This window comes from Pedosphaera parvula Ellin514, assembly GCF_000172555.1.
Taxonomy (GTDB): domain Bacteria; phylum Verrucomicrobiota; class Verrucomicrobiia; order Limisphaerales; family Pedosphaeraceae; genus Pedosphaera.
Window position 1 is genome coordinate 37,697 of sequence record NZ_ABOX02000045.1, and the last position, 22,911, is coordinate 60,607.

At 52.3% G+C, this 22,911-nt stretch carries 20 protein-coding genes; 7 read left to right on the forward strand and 13 right to left on the reverse strand.

All coding sequences use genetic code 11. The annotated features are described in order from the left end of the window. The first annotated feature begins 87 nt into the window (after positions 1-87). The gene (locus CFLAV_RS24870) at positions 88-417 is read left to right on the forward strand and encodes a cupin domain-containing protein (RefSeq protein WP_007417633.1); all 330 of its coding nucleotides are present in this window, start codon (positions 88-90) and stop codon (positions 415-417) included. Positions 418-489: 72 nt separating this feature from the next. On the opposite strand, the gene CFLAV_RS24875 is transcribed toward CFLAV_RS24870, so the two are convergent. After that, a complete protein-coding gene (locus CFLAV_RS24875) occupies positions 490-1,230 on the reverse strand; it encodes a pyridoxine 5'-phosphate synthase (protein ID WP_007417634.1) in 741 nt (246 codons plus the stop codon). Position 1,231: 1 nt separating this feature from the next. After that, entirely contained in the window at positions 1,232-2,923 is a 1,692-nt protein-coding gene (locus CFLAV_RS24880) for a hypothetical protein (RefSeq protein WP_007417635.1), read from the reverse strand. A gap of 93 nt (positions 2,924-3,016) precedes the next feature. On the opposite strand from CFLAV_RS24880, the gene CFLAV_RS24885 reads away from it, so the two are divergent. From CFLAV_RS24885 to CFLAV_RS24900, 4 genes are all read left to right on the forward strand, one after another. After that, entirely contained in the window at positions 3,017-3,475 is a 459-nt protein-coding gene (locus CFLAV_RS24885; RefSeq protein WP_040550087.1) for a VanZ family protein, read from the forward strand. 1 nt (position 3,476) lies between these two features. After that, positions 3,477-5,909, forward strand: a complete 2,433-nt coding sequence (locus CFLAV_RS24890) for a ComEC/Rec2 family competence protein (RefSeq protein WP_007417637.1) — start codon at positions 3,477-3,479, stop codon at positions 5,907-5,909. A 118-nt stretch (positions 5,910-6,027) separates the two neighbouring features. Continuing rightward, positions 6,028-6,591, forward strand: coding sequence for an SRPBCC family protein (locus CFLAV_RS24895; RefSeq protein WP_160164658.1), 564 nt, complete (start codon positions 6,028-6,030; stop codon positions 6,589-6,591). Next, entirely contained in the window at positions 6,588-7,850 is a 1,263-nt protein-coding gene (locus tag CFLAV_RS24900; RefSeq protein ID WP_007417639.1) for a zinc-dependent alcohol dehydrogenase, read from the forward strand. The genes CFLAV_RS24895 and CFLAV_RS24900 overlap by 4 nt, the downstream gene beginning before the upstream one ends. 24 nt (positions 7,851-7,874) lie before the next feature. Here the strand turns inward: CFLAV_RS24900 and CFLAV_RS24905 are convergent, their stop codons facing one another. From CFLAV_RS24905 to CFLAV_RS33115, 11 genes are all read right to left on the reverse strand, one after another. Further along, entirely contained in the window at positions 7,875-8,903 is a 1,029-nt protein-coding gene (locus tag CFLAV_RS24905; RefSeq protein ID WP_007417640.1) for an alcohol dehydrogenase catalytic domain-containing protein, read from the reverse strand. A 23-nt stretch (positions 8,904-8,926) separates the two neighbouring features. Next, a complete protein-coding gene (folB, locus tag CFLAV_RS24910) occupies positions 8,927-9,274 on the reverse strand; it encodes a dihydroneopterin aldolase (RefSeq protein WP_007417641.1) in 348 nt (115 codons plus the stop codon). Positions 9,275-9,276: 2 nt separating this feature from the next. Further along, entirely contained in the window at positions 9,277-10,356 is a 1,080-nt protein-coding gene (locus CFLAV_RS24915; RefSeq protein ID WP_007417642.1) for an NUDIX domain-containing protein, read from the reverse strand. Between the two features lie 72 nt (positions 10,357-10,428). Continuing rightward, complete coding sequence (locus CFLAV_RS24920) at positions 10,429-10,776, reverse strand: hypothetical protein (protein ID WP_040550089.1); 348 nt, start codon at positions 10,774-10,776, stop codon at positions 10,429-10,431. 44 nt (positions 10,777-10,820) lie between these two features. Further along, positions 10,821-11,228: a YybH family protein gene (locus CFLAV_RS24925; RefSeq protein ID WP_040550090.1), complete on the reverse strand. Its 408-nt coding sequence runs from the start codon at positions 11,226-11,228 to the stop codon at positions 10,821-10,823. A gap of 13 nt (positions 11,229-11,241) precedes the next feature. Beyond that, on the reverse strand, positions 11,242-11,622 hold the full coding sequence (locus CFLAV_RS36680) for a hypothetical protein (protein WP_040550091.1): 381 nt from the start codon (positions 11,620-11,622) through the stop codon (positions 11,242-11,244). 23 nt (positions 11,623-11,645) lie between these two features. Next, a complete protein-coding gene (locus CFLAV_RS24935) occupies positions 11,646-12,074 on the reverse strand; it encodes an ester cyclase (protein ID WP_007417646.1) in 429 nt (142 codons plus the stop codon). Positions 12,075-12,329: 255 nt separating this feature from the next. Next, complete coding sequence (locus CFLAV_RS33105) at positions 12,330-13,997, reverse strand: DUF8189 domain-containing protein (RefSeq protein ID WP_150107582.1); 1,668 nt, start codon at positions 13,995-13,997, stop codon at positions 12,330-12,332. A 230-nt stretch (positions 13,998-14,227) separates the two neighbouring features. Then, on the reverse strand, positions 14,228-14,941 hold the full coding sequence (locus CFLAV_RS33110) for a group I truncated hemoglobin (protein ID WP_085998892.1): 714 nt from the start codon (positions 14,939-14,941) through the stop codon (positions 14,228-14,230). Positions 14,942-14,974: 33 nt separating this feature from the next. Then, positions 14,975-16,195, reverse strand: a complete 1,221-nt coding sequence (locus tag CFLAV_RS24950) for a DUF748 domain-containing protein (RefSeq protein ID WP_050785945.1) — start codon at positions 16,193-16,195, stop codon at positions 14,975-14,977. A gap of 207 nt (positions 16,196-16,402) precedes the next feature. Continuing rightward, positions 16,403-18,064, reverse strand: coding sequence for a DUF8189 domain-containing protein (locus CFLAV_RS33115; protein WP_007417650.1), 1,662 nt, complete (start codon positions 18,062-18,064; stop codon positions 16,403-16,405). A gap of 682 nt (positions 18,065-18,746) precedes the next feature. Here CFLAV_RS33115 and CFLAV_RS24960 point away from each other — a divergent pair. After that, positions 18,747-21,026: a glucosidase family protein gene (locus CFLAV_RS24960; protein WP_007417651.1), complete on the forward strand. Its 2,280-nt coding sequence runs from the start codon at positions 18,747-18,749 to the stop codon at positions 21,024-21,026. Between the two features lie 9 nt (positions 21,027-21,035). Further along, on the forward strand, positions 21,036-22,911 hold a 1,876-nt coding region (locus CFLAV_RS24965; RefSeq protein WP_007417652.1), incomplete at its 3' end, for a hypothetical protein.

Consider the following 22,911-nt stretch of genomic DNA (forward strand, 5'->3'; position numbering starts at 1 on the left):
TGCAGCAAAAATGTCATAAAAACAAGAGGTGTGAAACCCAAAACCTATTAGTATTGCATTTTTCCGTCAAAAGGGTTGGATGACCCCATGTTTCCATATGTCGCGTTAAGCAAAGATAAGAAGTGGATGCCTGGCCCATACTCCGGTGTCGAATTGATGGTGCTCCACAAGAACGAGCAAACCGGCGGTGTCACGGTACTCCGCAAGTTTGCCGCGGGAACAACGGTTCCCGCGCACGTTCATCCGCAGGCGAATGAAACCGCTTTTATTCTATCGGGTGAATGGGAGGAATCAGGAGTTGTTTACAGTCAGGGGACCTGTTTTTTCGCGCCGAAGGGTGAACAACACGGGCCGCACATCGCCCTGACCGAAGTCATCAGCCTGACTGCCTTTGATGGTCCGTTGACGGTGGTTTAAAAATGAGCTCACGGCCGTAGGTAAATCGCCACCCGGGAAGTGGGGGTGCCAGCAAAGCCCTTTCAGCCTTAATTAAGGTCGATAACCTTCCATCAACTTCAGCATTTGTTTGACGGCCGTCTCCAATCCCACAGTAATGGCGCGACTGATGACGCTGTGCCCAATGTTGAGTTCCACGAGATGCGGCACGGTGTGGAGCAACGGCAGGTTCTCGTAATTCAAACCATGCCCGGCGTTGACTTGAATTCCCAGTGCGTGCGCCTGCTTTGCGGCGGTGATAAGGCGTGCAAGTTCCAGGTTTCGCTCGACCTTTTGATTAAAATGTTCCGCGAATGCGCCCGTGTGCAGTTCAATAAATTGAGCTCCAACCCTTGAGGCTGCCTGGACCTGAGCCGGTTCGGCGGCAATAAACAGGCTTACCTCAATGCCGGCATCGGTCATTCGCTTGCGGGTTTCAGTGAGCGACTGCAGGTTTCCAACCACGTCCAACCCACCCTCAGTGGTTACCTCCTGACGCTTTTCGGGCACCAGACAAACAATTTCGGGTTTCAATTTAAGCGCGATCTCCACTATCTCTGGAGCATTCGCCATTTCCAGATTGAGCCGTGTCTTGATGGCCTTGCGAAGGTTCCAAACATCGCGATCCTGAATATGGCGGCGATCCTCGCGCAGATGGGCGGTAATTCCGTGAGCTCCTGCTGATTCAGAAATCAGCGCGGCCGAAATGGGATCCGGCTCACCTTGCCCCGTCCCCCGGTAGCGGGCTTCGCGCAACGTGGCCACATGATCAATATTTACGCCCAGTTTAAGCATTTTATTGTTTGGTGGCGGAATTCGTATCGGGAACTGGCATGAGTTGCGGAACGGCAACTGGTCCGTTGGTTGACCTGTTCTTAAGATTTGGCCGAACTCGTTCGATTTGGGCGTTGATGGGAAAATTGGGGGATGCAACCCAACGTTTAAGAAGGGTCAACTCCAACGCCGATAATCCGATGGACGCATTGCGTACAAAAGTCAACTCAGTGGGCGAGGTAACGGTGCCCACGGTCCCACAATTGCCCAGTTTCGGTGCCATGACATCGAGCCATTTTTGCACCAGTGCATTGGGCCCAACGAACGCCTTGCCTGACAATATGCAGTAAAAATCACTCAATCCACGGAGCTGGGGCAAACGTTCACCAGTAACTTCCCAATCATAGTAAAACAGATTCGTCTTGCTCATAATTTGAGTCAGGATCTCGGTTGGCAGGGGATCTTTTACCGCTGGATTGGGAAAAACCTCAAGTCTGAGAAAGTCACCTGAAGGGGCGCTGTAAAGTTTCAAATTAGGCGAGAGCATCGGCAGACCAGCCCAAAGAATTTGGTTTTGATTTGTCTTCCATAATAGTTGTCCAATGTGCTTTTGCTCCAGGAATGGATTATACCTCGAAAGGAGAAGAGGCCCTAACTGTTGCATCAAGTTTGTGCCGTTCTGAACCGGTGCAATGATGGAGGTTTCAAGCGGAACTTTATCCATTGCCCAGCCAAAGTATTGATTGGGTATTGTGTCCAGATTCAAAGCCTGTGTTTGCGGGAACTGCTTCAACCATGGACCAATTCCACGGACCCCAAGGAAAAAGATCAATGGATCATGAATGAGGTTGGTAGGCACCTGCCACGGATCTAAAGTCATGTTTAAAGGTTCCGCAAAATCCATTTTCACACTGGTTCGGAAATAGTCCTTGTGGTTGGCGAGTGTAATATCAGTGATTGGAAATTTGACCGGCAGGTTCGTGGGCTGATAAACATTCAAGGCTGGACCATTCACCCATGCGTGCAGCAAGGAATCCTTTTCGACATCCACCGGACGACCGTTGCTTTTAATCTTCTCCAGCATTCCAGGCAACAGCTGAATCTGGTCCTGTCCCCAGCCGAAAACTACCCAGTCGCCAGCCCGGATCAGGCGGATGACGTTGGGGTCCTTATGCTTCTTGAGCTCCCATCCCTTGTAACCATTCACTTCAATGTCGATTGTGGACAAGTGAGTCCAGCTTTTTAATACCGTGGCGATATTGGTGCGCCAAACTTCAGCGCGCGCATTGTCCAGCTGGACGGCGATCAGCATTTCCGGAATAACCTTGGTCATGGCGCGCATTTCGGTGTACGATTCAGCGCGGAGAACATCCTCCACCAAAGGTCGTATGAGTTCGGCTGAGGGCTTGGCGTTGTTATCGAATTTATCCTTAAAGAGACGGTACGGCGTGGTTGCAAGCTTTTGCAACATCTCCTCAAGCAGATCCTTGCTGGCAGGCAAGTCACCCATCTCCTTCAACCGGGCGGAATTGGTGTCCGCCATTGCTTGTGCCGTCCCAATGAAATGAAGGCGAACCTCAGCTTCCGGCTTATTCGTCACCGCCGCAGGCACAACCATGGCGATACCGGGCTTTTTTGACTCGGTTACGGCTTTATCGCAACCGGATGCCAACCCAACACCAACCAGTGCAAATAAAATCAAATACAGTCGCATAGGAACGCATTTCTGTGCCAGAGAGCACCGGTTTTGGCAAACTCATTTAGAATTAAAGTTGCGTCAAACAGGATTTCCCTGTTTTTATGCGTCGTGCGCAAAGCATGGACATTCATATATTATTGGGCACCAGTCCTCATCTGGATGGTGACTATTTTCACTGCCTCGGGCGATAGGCAATCCTTCCAGCATTCGTCCCGGATTATTGCCCCGCTGCTTCACTGGCTGCTGCCCCATCTCTCTGAACATACAGTCTACAACGTGGTCCTCGTGTTTCGCAAATGCGCTCACCTTACCGAATATGCCATCCTCGCGTTCCTCGTCTGGCGCGCAACTAGAAAACTGGTTTGGCGTGACAAGCGTCCCTGGCAGTGGTCGGAGGCCGGCGTGGCCCTCTGGGTGGCTGCCCTTTATGCTTCCACGGATGAATTTCACCAGACTTTCGTTCCTTCACGTGAGGGTTGCCTGCGGGATGTGTTAATCGATAGTTCCGGGGCACTGATCGGCTTGCTGGCACTCTACGCTCTCGGGCGCTGGCTTAAATTCTGGTGACATGTTGAAACGACCACTAGTCCTGGTGGCGTTTTGGTACACGGCGGGAATTTTGCTGGCCCGCTGTTCCGCTCCCCTGCCCATTCTGTTCAGCCTGGCTTTTCTGCTGCTCATTCCGGCATTGACTTGCCCACGATGGCGATTAGTTTGCCTTTGCCCCGTGCTTCTGCTTGCCGGCTGGATAAATCTCGCTCAACGCGAGGCAGTACTTTCCCCACGTGACATTCGAAGACTGGCTGGTACTAACGAGGCGATTGTTACGATTCGTGGAAAGCTGCACGAAACCCCTCATCAGCGATTGCACAAGCAGAATGATATCGAGGTTTGGACGTCGATGGCCCAAGTCGACCTCACAGAGCTGCGGCCCAATCGAAGTGACTGGCAACCAGCTTTCGGTTCCGTAATGGTCAGTGTCAAGGAGCTGCTTTCAGATAACTTTTTCCGCGGACAGATTGTCGAGATCACCGGCATACTGCGACCTGCCAAAGGACCCATTGCGGAGGGCCTGTTCGATTATCGACAATACCTTCAACAACAAGGAATTTATTACCAGTTACACACCGAGTCCTCTGGTGACTGGCAGATTTTGTCATCGCCCGGCTCTCGTCCGTTGGAAGATCGCTTTACGACCTGGGCGAAAAAAGCTCTGGCGCTTGGACTGCCAGTTGCAGATCAAACGCTCCACTTGGAATGGGCGCTTACGTTGGGATGGAAAGCGGCATTGACGGAGGAGGTCTCTGAACCATTTATACGTGCTGCGACTTATCACATCTTTGCCGTAGACGGTTTACGAATCGCCATTGTATCCGGAATTTTCTTTGTGCTCCTGCGGGTCCTCAGGGTTCCCCGGGCCGCCTGCGGCATACTCGTCATTCCCGCTTTGATTTTTTATGCAGCCATGACCGGCTGGCCAGCATCTGCCATCAGAGCACTTGTGATGGTAGCGGTGATTTATGTTGGCTGGGCACTGAAACGCCCGAGTGACATGATCAACTCCCTCTTCGTCGCGGCCCTGATCATTTTGGTCTGGGAACCACGCCAGCTATTCCAAGCGGGCTTTCAACTCTCCTTCTTTGTCGTTCTTTGCATTATTTTGATCTGGCCAGTTTTTGACCAGCTGACCTTGCGACTTTTGCGTCACGACCCATTGTTGCCGGAAGAACTGGTTCCAAAGTGGCAGCGCTGGTTAAAAATACCAGCCCGATACCTGCTGGATTTATTCTTCTCGTCCATCGCTGCCTGGCTCGGGTCCATTCCCCTGGCTGCTTATTACTTTCACATCATCACGCCGGCCAGCGGGCCAGCCAATGTGCCTGCCGTTTTTCTTTGCGGATTGGTACTGATCGCCAACCTGTGCAGCCTGCTACTGGCTGCCTGGTTTCCGTGGGCGGCAGAACTGTTTAACCACGCCGGTTGGTTCCTGATGCGAGGCATTGAAAACAGCAGTCAATGGTCGGCAAGCTGGCCGGCAGCATATTATTACGTTCCGAGTCCAAGTCTCTTCAGCATCATCGTCTACTATGTGTTGCTGCTGGCTATTTTCACGGGTTGGATCTTCCGGAAGGAACAACGGAATTGGCGCATCACTGGCGTCGCTTTCCTTGTGATCGTGTGGTGTTCGGTTTACGCCCTGCAGCATCCTTCGATCACCAGGGTGACAATTCTTCCAATGAATGGCGGTCACGCGGTGTTTGCGAAGAGTTCAACAGATGGAAAAACCTGGTTGATTGATACCGGCAACAAGACTTCTGTTGAAATGATGGTCAAACCGTTTTTGCAGGCGCAGGGGGTGAATCGACTCGATCACCTCCTTCTCAGCCACGGAGAAATAAGCTACACGGGGGGATCACAACTGTTGTCGGAAATTGTTTCCCCTCGCCTCGTTTATACCAGCCCCATCCGATTCCGGTCTCCCGATTATGTCAATTTTCTGAAGGTTTTGGAATCGACTCGCACACGTCACGAGAATATCTCCTGCGGCGATCACATCGGAGGCTGGACCGTTCTGTATCCACCTGACACCACCACTTTCGCCCGGGCCAGTGACAACGCGATGGTGCTCAGAGGTGATTTTGCCTCAACCCGCCTCCTGCTCCTTTCAAATCTCGGCGGACTGGGACAGAATGCCCTGCTTGAAAGAACGAAGGATCTGCACGCGGACATCGTGGTAGCGGGCTTGCCAAATGAAGGAGAACCATTGAACGATCTGCTTCTTGATGCGATTCGCCCGAAAATCATCATCATCGCCGATGCCGATTTCCCCGCAAACAAACGCGCCGGAAGAAAACTGCAGCAACGACTCGCAGCAAAAGATATTCCTGTCATCTACACCCGGCACTCGGAAGCCGTCACCTTGTCAATCACTGCGAGAGCTTGGGAACTCAATGCGATGGATGGCACTCGTATTTCCAGTTCAGCTTTTATCAAACCTTGATACTCAGGTTGTTCTGGGCGTTTTTCTATGCCAAAGGTAGGTAGGTTACCCGCTGGAAATGGGGCAGCTATGCCATAAGTTTTTTTGTGGAGAACGCGGCCAAGCCGTCACCGATTTTATGGAAACGAAAACCAAGAAGAAAGCCCCTCCCCCTGCCGTTCCTAGTGGCAAAGGGAAGAAAGTGGTGAAAGCCTGCACCATCAGGAAGAGCGCTCCCGAACTCTATGGCTATTGGCGCCAATTTGAGAATCTGCCAGGATTTACGAAACACCTGTTTGCGGTTACTCAAATTTCCAACGTGGAATCGCATTGGGTCGCCAAGTCCCCTACCGGCGACACCTTGGAATGGGATGCTGTCATCATCAACGAACATCCAAATGAAATGATTGCATGGGAAAGCGTGCCTGACTCCCAATTTCGCAATGCCGGCTCTGTCCGCTTCAAGCCAGCACCTGCTGGACAAGGAACCGAAGTCACTGTCTCGTTCGAATATGTGCCCCCAGGCGGGGCGTTGGGAGAGGCGGTTGCCAAGCTCTACGGCGAAGAACCGGACCTCATGGTGGAGGATGATCTTTGCGCTCTCAAGGCACTCATGGAAACCGGAGAGATTCCAACCACTGAAGGGCAACCGGCTGGAGGTCGGCAAAAAGCGAAGGAAGAAGAAAGAAGAGGTGTAGAATGAGAGCTGTATGTTGGTACGGAAAAAAGGATGTGAGGGTTGAAGAGGTTGATGATCCAAGGATTTTAAACCCCGGCGACGCAATCATCAAAGTCACTTCCACCACCATTTGTGGCTCAGATCTGCATCTCTTCGATGGTTTCATCCCCAGCATGGAGGAAGGAGATATCCTGGGCCATGAATTCATGGGGGAAGTCGAGGAAGTCGGCCCCAACGTAAAAAATCTGAAGCCTGGTGACCGGGTCGTGGTGCCATTCTGCATCTCCTGCGGGCAGTGCCATCATTGCCAGCATCAGGAGTGGTCGTTGTGCGACAACACCAACCCAAATGCAGCGCGGAATGCAAAGCTCAATGGGTTCTCGGGCGCCGGACTGTTTGGCTATTCCCATCTTTATGGCGGCTATGCGGGAGGACAGGCACAATATGCCCGGGTGCCATTCGCTGATGTCGGACCGATAAAAATTCCGAACGGCATGGAAGACGAACAGGTTCTTTTCCTTTCGGATATTTTTCCAACCGGCTACATGGCGGCGGAAAATTGCAACATCGAAGGTGGGGACATTGTAGCGGTCTGGGGGTGTGGCCCGGTAGGCCAGTTCGCCATTCGCTCTGCCTACCTGCTGGGAGCGGAGAAAGTGTACGCGATTGATGAGGTGCCTGAACGTATGAAACTTGCCGAGGAAGGCGGCGCGATCGCCATTTCAGACAAAGAGGATGTTATCGAAATCTTGAAGGAACGGACGGGAGGCCGTGGTCCCGATGCCTGTATCGACGCCGTCGGAATGGAAGCTCATGGTTCAGCCTATGACGTCGTGAAGCAGGCAATAAAACTCGAAACCGACCGGCCCTATGTGTTGCGGCAGGCAATGCGGGCATGTCGCAAAGGTGGGACGCTATCAATTCCGGGTGTATACGCCGGATTCCTGGACAAGATTCCATTGGGTGCCGCATTCGCGAAAGGGTTGACTTTCAAGATGGGCCAGACGCATGTGCACAAATATCTCAGGCCGCTGTTGCAATTGATTCAGGACGGGAAAATTGATCCGCGATTTGTCATCACGCATCGCATAGCGCTGTCCGAGGCACCAGACGCTTATGAAATGTTTGCGAAGAAAGCGGATGGTTGCATCAAAATTGTTATGAAGCCGCACGAACAGCCTGCACCGGAGATCGAAAGATTGGAACGCGAACTGGCTACTGAATCGGCCGAAGACTTCGCCATGGCGGTACCTCGCAGCAAACGTTTGCGCGAGGAGAAGTAATAAAGTTTGGGAGCGACGGGAATTTTAGGGAGTGATCACTACACGAACCTGGTCGCCGAACTGTTCGAGACGGTCCAGGGAGTGATTGATGCCATCCGCATCGAGCGGTACGGTTTGAGTGATGACTTCCTTTAAGTTCAATTTGCCGACGCGAGCCCAGTCAAGCAACTGCGGGATTTCTGAAGCCAGGTGATCGGATACGCCAATGATTTCAGCTTCCTTGTTGAGAACCTCGTGATATGGAGAAACAGCGAAGGATTGCTGCGTGATGCCAACCAGCATCGCGCGTCCTTTGATGGCAAGTGATTGAAGCGCCTGCTTCATGGTCAAAGGCAGACCGATCAATTCGAGAGCGACATCAACGCCACGGCCATTTGTGAGCCGCTTAATTTCAGCAACGGGATCTGTCGTCGACGCATCAATGGGAATTGCTCCCAGGCGTTTGGCGAAGTCCAACTTGGAGAATTTGATATCGACCGCATAAACTTGTGAAGCGCCAAAGGCTTGTGCGAGCTGTACTGCGGAGATGCCCAGCCCTCCAACGCCAAAAATCGCCACGGATTCCCCTGCCCTGATGCGCGCTTTGTTTAGCGCATGTAAGGAAGTTGCGGAAGAACACATCATGACCGCTCCTTGCTCAAAGGGAATTTCGTCAGGCAGCTTGAAAACGCTACGAGCGGGAATGGCCATATACTCAGCATAGCCGCCATCGCGATATTTCCCGATCATCTGGCCAGTGGTGCAAAACTGTTCACTCCCTTGGCTGCAGTATTCACAATCGCCGCAGGTGGCCAGATAATGCACGCAAACGCGGTCGCCTGCTTGGAACCGCTTCACATTCAAACCGACGTTTTCGATGACGCCAGCCACCTCGTGGCCCAAGGTCAATGGCAAAGGATCGACACGGGAATTGCCCGCACGGTAATGCGCATCGGAATGACAGATGCCGGCGGCCTTTACTTTGATGAGAACATCGGAAGGCCCGATTTGCGGAATGGGAATCTCCTGCATTTCGAGTGGCTGACCCGGCTTGATAAGGCGAACCGCTTTCATTTTGTCAAAAGCTCAAAGTGAAGTTATCGCTTCTGCGTCCAGGTCACTGAGACATATTGCGCCTGCGGGATGACGAACTTCTTCACTTCGACCGTGATGGCTTGGGGTTGATATTCGTTGAGAATCATGTCAGCCAGGTTGGCCGAAAGCTTTTCAATCAGTTTCCAACTGCGGCCCTCGCCATATTTCAGCAAAGTTTGGGCGACAGCGTAATAATCGATGGTTTTCTGGATTCGATCGCTCACGGCGGCAGAGGTGAAGTCGAAGGTCATATCGATCGTGAGCAACAGCCGTTGCGGCCTGGCACGTTCCTCGTCCGGCACACCGACGCAATAAAACACTTCCAAGTCTTTGATCGTAATCTTTGACATACTTAATTTACCGGCTTCAGTTCTGATTTCGCGACGGCTTCAAGCAGAATGCGCGTGGGCTGATTGATGCTCATTTTCAACGCATTCGCCACGGAAAGCCACTTAAACTCCCGCGCTTCGTCGTTGAGCTTCACTTCTCTGTTTCCCACGGCGAGCGCCGTGTAATTAAGCAAAACGAAATGCGCATCGCGATAAAATTCCTTCGAATGAATGCAATCCTGCACCAGCACAAACTTGATGTCGGTAATGTCGAGATTGGTTTCTTCCATGATCTCTCGACGTAACGCAGTGAATGAGTCCTCACCCCATTTTATTTTTCCGCCGGGAATGCCCCAGAGGTTGGACCATTTATGAGTGCGGACCATCAATACATCCCCAACATCGTTGAAGATAAGAGCACCGACCGTAACTACCGGCATCTTCTCCGTCTCCTGATCTGCACCGGGGCGAAGTTCCATCCCATTTGATTCCAAAATATTTTGCAGTTCACCAAGATGCTCAACGATGAGATCAGGATGGCTGGCGCGGAGTTGTTGCAAACCGTTATAGCCCGTTAACACCGCGCAGGAATGAATGCCGCCGTGTTTCGCCGTATCGATGTCATGTTGCATGTCGCCGATGAACAAAGTTTCATCGGGGTTCACCTGGTTTTCTTCCAGGACGGAATGAATCTTTTCCCGTTTATCAATGATGCCGACATAGGGGCGATCCAGAAATTCGGCGAAGCCGGTGGTGCCAGCTTGCACGGCGAAATGATCTGAGTGGACAGTGCTCAGGAGAAAGGTGCGAACGCCTTTTTGGCGGCAATACTTTAGAAATGCACGTGCATGGGGCAGTTCGACAACGGAATCCTGCACCTGCTTGAAGCGCCCATGAAACCAGACCTCCAATTGAGGCATCGAGACGTGCGGCACATAACGTTCGTAAAACTTGGTGAAAGGCAGGCAGAACTCCGCGCGGAACGTTTCCAGGCTCATCTCTTCGCGCTCGGCCTGGATCAGGACGTGATTGGTCGCCTTCCAAACGGCTGGAAGATCATCCACCAACGTGCCCGACCAATCAAAAATGATGTTTCGAATCACGCAAGAAGTGTAACTGTGATTTGATTTGAGGCAACCTTTGGCTCACAGCCATCAGAAAGGAAATTCAAAGTGTTACACTATTTTCCGATGATTTCCAGACCGATACCGCAAAGGCATCGTTCCTCGCGCAATCCGTATGCGGACAAAGAAATACCAGATAATGGCCAGGGGAAAAAACAGTACACAGGTTACAAACAGACCTACCGGCCCATATGAAAGCCATGTGTCATAACGGCGAAGATCGATATGCGTCGAATCAAAAGCCGCAATGCCTGCCGTACTGATTGCCAGAGCTCCGTAATACAGCGTGTTAAAAAAATCGCCTCCCAGAAAAGCTGCGCTGACATAGAGAATACCAATAAGGCAAATGGCAAACCATGCTTTGGCGGAAAGTTTAAATTTCTGGTTCTTCTTTTCCATTACGCACTTGAAACTAAGTCGAGCAAAGAAAGTTGTCCAGCACATCAGCTCAGAGGCGATACTGGCTCGGCGGCCAGAAGATTCGCATCACGGAAAAGGATCCAGTTGCCGTCGGGATTTTTCCGCATAATAGAGAGAACGAAGCCGGATCGCTGCACGGGTGAACCTTCCTGCCTTGGAGTCATGGTGACGGAAAGATGATTCCAGCAGTAAGCCATTTCACCGGAGATTTGTATCTCCTGAATTTGCGAGGTCGCACTGATTTGAAAATGTTGGAGAGCGGTTTGAAAATTTGCGGCGAAGGCGTCCCGGCCACGCATGGGTGGACGGCCGGGAATGAGAAAGACAACATCCTCGGCCATGAGTTTAAGCAATTGCGGAAGGTCTCCTGCTGCGCTGGCGCGGAGCCAGGTGGCAATCAGATCGCGAATTTTTTGTTCGTCTGCATGCATAAGTTGAACGGGTTTATTTTGAGCCCTCATCCTCGGATTCGTCCGTTGGCAATTCCGGATCTGGAATTCCAGCGCTCAAGCACATGCATGAAAGTGAGGACCGCAACGTCTCCACCTGCGTCTGGGTAAGCGCTCGTACAAATCCGCTTAAAAAATAAAACACGACCACTTGAAAAAGTGAACCGAGACCGACTAAAAAGCAAACGATGGTGGAATAACCATGAAAGATGAGCCATAAAATAATCCCCAGCGCTGCACAGAACACAACTCCAGTCTGTATTCTCAAAACCGAATCCAAGGTTTCTCCAGCCACGGCCAGCTTTGCGCGTGCTGCCTGTGCATCATTTATGCGGCGGGTATATTGAGACTGAACGTCTAGAGGCTGGTTGGGCATATCGTGGAGTTCCTCTAATGATTTCAGTCCCATGAAAGTGGCAGACCGATTTGGCGTGCCTGCGCTGCCGAATCTCTGGCGCCCCAGCGTTGCTGGATTTTGCCGTCGCGAACGATAAACCGTTCCATTGCGCCCAATTCATAGGATTTGCCGGTCGGTTGATTTCCGCGAAATGGACCTACAAATTTTCCACGCTCGAGGTAACGCACCGCAACGTATTCACCCTCGGCGATCATTGATTCCACGGTCAGGACTATCCCAAAAGCTGACCGCAGGTCCTTCCAAATAGGGATGACGGTAGCCAGACCGCCTTTTCCCAGATCGCCTTTTCCCAGAACGCCTTGAATCACGGCGTCAGGAGCGAATATTCTTTGCAGGGCGTCGTAATCGCCCGCGTTGAAAGCCTCGGCATAGTTCGCAACAACCTGTTTGTTTACTTCTGATAGATCCATAATTAGCTGTTCCAACAAGACTGCTAATAATGTTGATAATGCACCTTGCTGAGAGGCCAAAAAATAAGACGGGTGAGGCGAGTTGTCGAGCCAATCGTGACTCAGGCAAGAACCTTGAACAACTTGTACAAGAAAACCCGAAACAGCCGCGTCCTTTTCGAGCAGACGCAACTGTCTCGGGTAAACCTAATTTCAATGGACTCTCTCCCGACGGGCCGCATGAAAATTCAGCCCGACTGGAAAGGATTTCAGGTGCTAATTGAAACTGCCGCCGATGCTGGTCCAGGAGGCCCATGTGGTGCTGTTGGCTGAGGTCTCGGCATTGCGCAACATATCGCTTCCCGAGCCAACCAAATAGGCTTCGAGGCGGCCATCCTGGTTTATTCCCAAGGCGGGACGAACATTTTTAGCGAAAGTGCCACCGATGCTCACCCAGCCCGCCCAGGTGCTGGTGCCGGTTTGGTGATTGTGGAAGACGCCGCCCGTGCTGCCCACGATGATTACTTCCAACGAACCGTTCTGATTGGCTCGGGCAACAGGTTGGGTATCAGCTTCGCCGGTGCCACCGAGACTCGTCCAACTGGACCAACTGCCATTAGCAGCGGTTTGGTAGGCATGGTAGAGCGCGCCACCACTGCCAATAACAAAGGCTTCCAGTCGACCATCGGAATTGCGGGCCATGGACATGCGGGCGTTCTGGGCAAAAGTGCCGCCCAAGCTGGCACTGGAGCTGGAGAAACTGCCATTGACCGCAGTTTGATAAAACGTATTCACATGGCCCGTCTTGTCGATCAGGAGCACTTCCTGGCGACCATCGAGGTCATTGCCGTTGGCGATATCACAATCTTCCGACCACGTGCCGCTCAGACCCGTCCAACTGCTCCAACTGCCGCCCGGGGTGGTCTGGTGCATCTCGTAGAGAGTGCTATCCGTGCCGACCACAAAGACGGCCAGAGTGCCATCGGCGTTGACGCCGCCGCCCACCTTGACTTGCTGAGTCAATGAGCTGCTGAAGGTGGAGAAGGCACTCCAACTGGTGCTGCTGCCAGCAGTTTGTTCGGAGGCGTGACTCAACTGGCCACTGCTATTGATGGCGAAGACTTCAAGCCTGCCGTCATTATTCCGCAATACCTTGGGCTGGCAGTTTTGTGCGTAGCTGCCGCCCAAACTGACGAAACCCGACCAGGTTCCGTTGATTGTGGTTTGGTAGCTATGTGTCAGTGCGCCAGATTTGTTGACGACAAAAATTTCCTGGCGACCATCCGAGTTGATCCCAAGAGCTGGATTCACATGCGAGTTGGTGGTGCTGCTGACCAGATCCATGAAATGGGTCCAATCCCAGTAAATGCCGGGATCCGTGTGGGAGTTGCACGTGGTATCAATCGAGGGATAGTTGGCAGCCATCCAGGTTTTCCAACTGGCATTCTGCCATTCGCCGTGTGCAATAATATGGTTGCGATCAATGGGGATTCCATAAGCACTGGCCATATGACGCTGCAGTCCGGCGGAGGCTTGATACATCGCCTCGCTATACCAGGCAGGATTGTTGGCGAAACCTTCGTGCTCGGTGCCCGCCATCCAGGTATTCCAACAGCCGACGTGCCAGGCATAATTGGCTTCACGAACCATTTGGGTGATCTCACCGGCAGGCGAGTCTGATGAGTTGTCTTTTATTCCGTTGACGCAATAATTGATACTCACTTTTTCCGGGCCGCCACCGCCCTGGATGTATGAAATGGTGGAAAGATAATAACCTTCCATGTCATGAATGACTAAAAACTGGTGGCCGTGGCCCGAGGTGTACCAGTGACCGGCATATGCCTGATGCCAAATGGCGGGGCCATAATCAGGCTGTGCCAGTGCTGCAGTGGCCGTGGTCAAGGCTCCAATCCCAAGCATCAATTTCAAAGATGAGGTTTTCATTTTGTTAGTTTTATAGGGCGTTCGATTGAGCAAAAAATACGGCTGTTTTGCGGGAGTAATCTGTTCCGTAATCTTACGGAGGGAGGAATCCACCTTCAATTACATGAACATGTCATGTGCACTCTGGAGTTCAACGCGACTGGAACGGTAGCTCATAATCAACAACCGGGCAGGTCCAGATGTTCTGGGTTATTTGAAAAGTAGTGGCGGGGATATTTCCTAGGAGAGCGCTATCTGACCGTGACGATTTCCGGGCGGGTGCTTTCTACGATGGCGAGAAGTTCCTTCTGCTCCGTATTGGGAATCTGCAACTTGTCGAGCGAGGCCTTAATGTCCCCGACTGCTGCATCGAATTCGGGGTTGGAGATATTCATGCCAGCATGGACCGATTTCATGCCTTTGCCTTCATATTTCGACGGTCCTCCGGACGCGAGCGAGATGAATTGAACGAGATGTTTCTTGAGCATGGTAATGTTCTCCGACGTGGCCTGCCAAGTGACAGCCTGATCGCGATGAAACGAAAATCCCCCGCGTTTGACATCGTTACGCACAAAGTTCACACGGGGATCCTGCAGTATGCGAGGCGTCGCATCCTCCACGATGGCGGTGATTCCTTTCTCGCCACCGAGGCGGTCAAAGAGGGCCAGCTTTCCCTCTGCTTGCGCGGCCTTGTTGGTGGTGGCACCAGTCGAAGCATCTTCTTTCTTCTCCGCCTTTTTGACTTTCTTTTCCCCAGCGCCTTCACCGGAACCGGTGATCTGTTCATCTCTGGCCATTCGTTGGCTGGCGCGCTGATCTGCCTCACGACTGCCGGAGGTGAAGAAGGAGGTGTTCTGTTTCTCAGGGGTGCTATGACAACCAAACATCGTGGCAAGGGCGGCGAGAATCATTCCCAATGATGAGCACCGTCCCCAAATCGTAATTGGATACAACGTATTTTTCATAAAGTAGTTAGTTTAAGGTTGGCACTGTAATGGTCACGGTGGATCTCCGGCTGATATGGGATCGGTCAAATCGGGCGGTCCGAACTGCAGCCCGTCATATTCTTCCTGGCCACCTTCCAGTTTCGGCAGATAGGCGCGCACAAAGGCATTGCGCAGCAGGTTGCCAAGAGTGGCCAGAATATCGGTGGAACTTCTGCCACTGGCCTCGGCACTAAAAGGAATAAGCGTGCCGAATTGATCATGTGGCTGGTTTTTAAATACGGTGGTCACGACTCCGACCAACGCCTGCCAGAAGAACTGGAGCACGTTATCCTCCTTCAAATCATGGGTGAGGCTGAATACTTTCAAATCGCGAAAGAGGGGTTTCACGTACCCGTGGAGTTGGCCTTCCTTGGAGTCCGCCTCGACCACCAGGTCGAACCATCCGCGTTTAAAATCAAATTTACCGTAGGCGAGCGCGAGGTTGTTGATCTTGACCACATCCAAATTCATCAGGCGCAGCACGAGGTGAAAGGTCGGCTTGTAAGAAAAAGGATCGAGGGTCATTTTCAGTTCCAATTTAGCCTGATCCATGACCAAGGCATTTGCCTGGATGGTTGATACCAATGGCGTGGTTTGATTATGGATGTTTCCGAGATTGTCGATGGTGGCATCCAACTGGGAAAGGTAAACGTCGACCGGTTCTTTCTTTTGGTAAGCGCGAAAGTGGGCCGAACCGTTTTGAATGACCGCACGATTGATGGTGAAGGGAAACAGATCGCGAATCAGCTGTAACCAGGGCCCACCGGCCCCAGATTGAGATTCGCCCTCATCGGGAGCATCCACAAAATTCAACTCCGGTTCTTCCATGAGAACGCGACCGACAATGCGGCGATGAACGAGAGCGTTCCATTGCAGGGCGAATTCAACGCGCTTCGCGGCAAAGAGCGGGACCGGAATGTTGCCGGTCGTCTTGCTCAAACGAATGTCCTGAATGGAATAAGCACCTCGCAGCAGGTGAATTTGCACATCGCCGATGCGACCCGAGTAGAGCGGATTGCGATCCAGGGTGCGATTGACGTAGTCCCTGACAATCGAAGGCAGGAAAGCGCGACCGACACCTAAAATGAGAATGAGAATGAGAATAAGCAGGAAAATTCTCCAACGCCGCAATCGCGTGGATGGTTTGGGGCGATGGCTGCCATCCGTTGCCGCCCCCGGCTTTGAATCATCTCCAGCCGCCATGGGCGGATGAACTGCGCTGCGATTCCTCATGTGTCCCAGGTTTACTTACACTTTCTGCCGGTAAAAAATAGTCCTTACAACTGGTTACTGCCATGGGGACAAATTGGAAAAGAGAAGAGAAAAACCAAGTAGGGAAAGAGAACTTTCGAAAAACAACAAATGAAGAAAGTTTCCCGAAGGTACAAAAAGAGGCGGGAGATAATCTCCCGCCCCCACTTCTGCTGTATGCTCTATGAATTAATTAAAACTGCCACCAATGCTGGTCCAGGAGGCCCAGGTGGTGCTATTGGCCGAGGTCTCGGCATTGCGCAACATATCACTGCCGGAGCCAACCGCGAAAGCCTCCAGGCGTCCGTCCTGGTTTATGCCCAAGGCGGGACGAACATCTTTGACGAAGGTGCCGCCGATGCTCACCCAGCTACCCCACGTGGTGGGGGCGGTCTGGTGATTATGGTAAACGCTGCCGGTGCTGCCCACGATTAGCAGTTCCAGCGCACCATTCTTGTTGGCTCCGACCACGGGTTGCGTATCGGCTTCGCCAGTGCCGCCCAGGCTTGTCCAACCGGACCAACTGCTATTGGGACCGGTTTGGGAAGCATGATGAACTGCACCACCGCTGCCGACGACAAACGCCTCCAACCGGCCATCAGAATTTCGGGCCATTGCCAGGCGGGCATTCTGCGGAAAGCTGCCACCCAGGCTGGCACTGGAGCTGGAAAAGCTGCCATTCACTGCAGTTTGATAGAAAGTATTCACTGCTCCCGTATTGTCGATCAGGAGCACTTCCTGACGACCATCCAAATCGTTGCCATTGGCAATGTCACAATTCTCTGACCAGACGCCGCTCAGGGAGGTCCAACTGCTCCAACTGCCGCCCGGGGTGGTCTGGTGCATCTCGTAGAGAGTGCTATCGGTGCCGATGACAAAAATATCCAGAGTGCCATTGGCGTTGGTGCCGCCACCGACTTTGACTTGTTGAGTCAAGGAACTGCTGAAGGTGGAGAAGGCACTCCAACTGGTGCTGCTGCCAGCGGTTTGTTCAGAAGCGTGGGCCAGTTGCCCGCTATTATTGATGGCGAAGACTTCAAGACTGCCGTCCTTGTTCCGCAATACCTTGGGCTGGCAGGTTGAAGCGAAACCGGAGCCCAGGCTGGAGAAGCCTGCCCAACTTCCATTAATGGTGTTCTGGTAGTTGTGCACCAATGCGCCCGATTTGTTGACGAGAAAAATCTCCTCACGGCCGTCCGAGTTGATGCCCAGCGTTGGACTGGCATGGGTATTGGCTGAGCTGCTAATCAAGTCCATGAAATGGGTCCAATCCCAGTAAATGCCGGGGTCGGTGTGGGTATTGCAGGTGGTATCAATCTGCGGCCAATTGGAGGCCATCCAACTGGTCCAGCTAGAATTCTGCCATTCATTATGTCCGACGATATGGTGGCGATCGATGGCAATGCCATAGGCACTGGCCATATGTCGCTGCAATCCGGCGGAAGCTTGATACATGGTCTCGGTATACCAGGCAGGATTGCTGACAAACCCCTCGTGTTCAGTGCCCGCCATCCAGGTGTTCCAACAGCGCACGTGCCAGGCATAATTAGCTTCACGAACCATTTGAGTGATCTCACCGGCGGGATAGTCACTGGAGTTATCCTTAAGTCCATTGACGCAATAATTAATACTGGCTTGCGTGCCGGATTGCTGAAAGTAGGAAATTGTGGAAGCATAATATCCTTCCATGTCATGGATGACGAGGAACTTATGTCCATTGCCGGAGGTGTACCAATGGCCAGGGTACGCTGGACGCCAGATGGCCGGAGCATAGTCCGGCTGTGCCTGGATTGCGGTGACGGTGGCCAGGGCGCCGACCCCCAGCATTAGTTTCGTGATAGGTATTTTCATGGTGTTGTTTTGTTTTTGGGGTTTCAACGCGTCAAAGTAATGGCCAATTCGGGAGTTGCTGAAGCGAGCATGGTAATACCACGGGAGGGCGCGTTCAATTACATGAACATGGTATATATAGACACGTTTGTGCCTATGTTAGCGACAACGAAAGCGCAAAAAAACTTAAGGCCCCAAAGCCCGTTAAGGTTGCAAACCCAATGATTTCCACTGTGGCTGTAAGTTGTTAAAAGCTAGTCTTCTCCAACCTCCTCATGATAGAGGAAAACCAATAACCGCCATGCGGGCAAATTCCTGCTCTTTACGAGGAAAGAATTATTCCTTGTCGCGGACTTGATTTCTGGCTTCGTTGAGCTTTTCGGCATAATCCGCTTCGAGCAGTTCCACCAATTGCCCTTTCAAGTCTACACAAAGATTTCACAGCACTCGCTCCTCGGCCTGGTCATGAATAGCGAGGGTTTCCGCATCGGAAAATCGTGAAAGGAATTCAACCAAACCAAGGCTTCTGATTTTGTTAATTGTAGTACCACGGCATTTTCTGGCATTTGCCAGTAAGTTTAGATGATGTGGATTTTATTTTACTGCCAACCAGAATCTCCAAGTTTGATGGGTATGATACTCATCATTTAAGGCAGGTTTTTCTTTACTCCATGGGATGGGAGCGCAAAGTAGTTTGGTTCACATGAGAACTTTGCGAATGAATGTTACGGCCCCGGTTCTATCTTCCCTGCTGCTTCCACTTTTTTGCCTCAACGGGATGGGGGCGGAATCGGAGAAATTGCCTGGGCTCAACGAGGCGATTACGTCGAGGACAGATGTTTATGGTGACGCGGCGATGGCGCAGCCTAATGGGCCGAGCTACGAGTTTTTCGCGAAGTTGATCCCATCGCTTCATTATGTGAATACAGATTTCAAGCATTACCCGATTGTGTTGAGTGCACCGAATGCGACAAAGAAGGCGCGGCTGATTTCAAATGGGAGCGGCATCAACGTGAGGGCGAATACGCGGAGTTGGAATGAAATTGGGACGCCGGTGCTTTTCCGCGTGGGGAATGATGAAGCCGCGTATGGTGATTTTCTCAATCGATTGGAGGGGCCGAAGTATGCGGAAGGTTATCTGCCGATTGTGGAGATGACCTACAAACATGGTGACGGTCGTTACAATCAGGAGACCTTTGCAAGCACGGACCCGGTGTATGCAGGCGATGCAGTTTGCCTGACACAGTTCACCTTTGCCGCTGGAGAGAGTGGAAAAGGCGGGAAAGGCCGAATGGTGTTGCGGATTGATACGCGCGAAGCGGTAAAGGCGGAGATGGATCATTTGCTCGATGACAAAGGCCAGGTGTTGGTCTGGTTCGACAGCCATTGGAAATGGGAAGCACCACGTCATGCTCTCGTGGCAATACTTCAGGATAAGGAGAAGGCGGTTGTGGCGGTAGCGACAGTGCCGATGCTGGCGGCGGTGGCATCGCCGATTGCGGGCAAGGGATATGATGCGCAACGCAGCAAATGCGTGGAGACCTGGCAGAACATTTTGGCAGTAGGAATGAACGTGGAGGTACCGGAGCCCTATGTGAACGACGCGTGGCGTTCGCTTATTATAGCGAACTTTTCACTGATCAAAGGAGACCGGATGCATTACAGTGCGGGGAATCAGTACGATCAACTTTATGAGCAGGAAGGGAGCGAGGCGGCGCTGGCGATGATGCTCTGGGGTTATGAAAGCGACATGAAACGCCTGATTGTTCCCCTGCTCGATTTCACGCGCAAAGGATTGGAATTTCACCAGGCCGGTCACAAGCTGGATGATGTTTGCCGTTATTATTGGCAGACGCGGGATGCGGAGTTCGTGAACTCGCTGCGTCCGAAGTGGCAAAAGGAAGTGGACCGACTTGCCGGGGGACGCGCCAAGAATGGATTGTATCCGCGCGAACAATATTGTGGCGACATTCCGACGCCGGTGATTTCAATGAATTCGAACGCGAAAGGCTGGCGGGCGTTGCGAGACACGGCGGCGTTGTATGAAGCCTTGGGTGACAAGAAGCAGGCGGCGAATTTACGCAAGCTGGCGGCAGACTTCCACAAGGACATCATGGACGCGGTGGAGAAGAGCGTGGATAAGAAGCAGCGCCCGATGTTTATTCCGAATGCATTGATGGGCGAAGAGCAGCCTTATGATTTCATTCCCGGGAGCAGGATGGGAAGTTACTGGAGTTTGATGGCAAACACGTTCGTCGGATCGGAAGTTTTTGGACAAAATTCCGAACTCGAAACCGACATGGTGCAATACATGCAGCAACATGGCGGATTGTTCATGGGGTTGGTGCGTTCGCGTCCCGCGCCGAGCTTTTGGGTGAGCACGGCGAATATGAATCCTCTTTATGGATTGCGCTATGTGCGAACCGTGCTGCGCCGGGATGAACCCGAACGGGCGCTGGTAAGTTTCTATGGGATGCTGGCGGCCGGGTTGAGTCGCGACACTTTCACGTGCGGCGAAGGCTGCTCCATCGAACCGGTTGATGAATGGGGCCGTCAGTATTATTGCCCGCCGAACAGCGCGGGGAATGCCTTTTGGTTGCAAACATTTCGTCGCATGCTGGTGCAGGATTGGGACTTGGATGAAGATGGTGAGCCGGAGACATTACGACTGCTCTTTGCGACCTCGAAGCATTGGTTGGAGGATGGCAAGGAGATCAAAGTTGAGCGCGCTCCAACAGCTTTTGGGCCCGTATCGGTGCATGTGCAGTCGAAGCTGAGCCAGGGCGAAGTCCTTGCGGAGGTAGATCTGCCACAACGGCAGGCCCCGCGGCAAACGTTGTTGCGCATTCGTGTGCCGGAAGGTTGGACCGTAATTTCCGCGCAGGCAGGAGCGCAAACGTTAATGGTTGACAAGGAGGGCACCGTGGACATTACGGCGCTTAAAGGCAAAACTAATTTGCGATTTACGGTTAAGAAATCATAACTGAAAAGTATGATGAAATGTTTTCGTTTTGACGGCAGCATTGGAAGAAGGATACAAGCAACCTGCTATGCCATCGGCCTGCTCAGCCTCGTAACATCCGTAAAATCTGCCGACACGAAGAAAATACCTTCAACGTCCGCTGCTCAATCGGCGATTTCGTTGGAGGAAGTATTGAGGTCCAAGGAAGATCTCTGGGGAAACGAGGCGATGCGGCAGCCGAATGGGCCGAGCTATGAATTCTTCAAGGACTTGTTGCCGCCCGTGCGCTATGTCAGTTCGGATTTCCGGTATTATCCATTGCTTCTCGCCGCTCCCAACAGCCGTCGCAAAGGGCGGCTAATTTCGAACGGCAGTGGCATAAATATCAAAGGGAACACCGCGTCATGGAATGAACCGGGCATTCCAGTTCGTTTTCGCGTAGGAACGCAGGAACTGCTGTTTGGCGAGTATTTTCAGCATGTTGATGGGCCGCAGCTCGAAGAAGGTTATTTGCCGATCTATCAACTCAAGTATGAGCATGGCACAGGTACGTTTGGGGAGGAGGTTTTTGCGAGTGTCACGCCGGAGCTAGGCAGCAACGCGGTGGCGCTGGTGAGATTCAGTTTTGCCAAGGGCAAAGACGGGATGGATAAGCCGGGAGTCATCAGCCTTTGCCCCGAAACGAAAGATCCGCTCAAGGACGACAACGGCAGGCTATTGAATGACAAGGGCGAAGTCGTGATTTGGTATGACGAGCATTGGAAGTGGCATGCTGGCCGCGGAGGGATGCTCGTGGCAAATTTCAAGAAGGACGGCACGGCAATCGTTGCGATTGCGACACAGCCGGTGAACCAGACTGTTGCGTCGCCATTGGCCAATGGTGGTTACGAAAAGGAACGGACGAAGTGTGCGGCGGCCTGGAAGAATATTTTGAGGTGCGGGATTGGGATGGAGATTCCCGAACCCACCGTGAACAATGCCTGGCGCTCGTGTGTGCTGCAGAATTTTGGATTGGTGAATGGGAATCGGATTCATTACAGCGCGGGCAACCAATACGATAAACTATATGAGGGTGAAGGGAGTGATACAGCGACCGCCTTCAATCAGTATGGTTACGAGGAGGATGTAAGGCGATTCCTGCTGCCACTGCTCGATTTCACGCGGAAGGGATTGGAGTATCATCAAGCTGGCCACAAGCTCGAGGACATTTGCCGTTTCTATTGGCAAACGCGGGATGCGGAGTTTGTGAAGTCGCTTCGCCCGCGCTGGGAAAAGGAACTAATGCGGCTGATGGATAATCGTACGGGCACCAATGGCTTGTATCCAAAGGAGCAGTATTGCGGTGATATTCCAACGAATGTGTTTTCGTTGAACTCGACTGCGAACGGCTGGCGGGCAATGCGTGACACAGCGGCGGTGCTGGCCGAAATGGGAGAGAAGGAACAAGCAGAAAGAGTTTTCCAAACAGCGGCTGAATTCAGGAAGAATATTTTGAAAGCTGTTGAACTCAGCGAACGCAAGGACGTTCAGCCGCCTTTCGTTCCCCTCGCTCTTTACGGACAGGAAGAGGCTTATGATTTCATCCCGGCGACGAAGATTGGCGGCTACTGGAATCTCATGGCGAACTACATTTTAGGCTCACACGTGTTCGGAATTGATTCACCACTTGAGCGTAATTACATGACTTACCTGCAGCAGCACGGTGGACTGGTCATGGGATTGACACACGGAAGGTCGTGGCCAACGTGGTGGGAAGGACCGGACAACAACAACCTGGTTTATGGAATGCGGTATGGATTGACTGTCTTACGCAAAGATGAACCAGAGCGGGCATTGGTGACCTTCTATGGATTGCTCGCACAAGGAATGGCGCGCGATACCTTTTATTCCGCAGAGAGCGCATCAT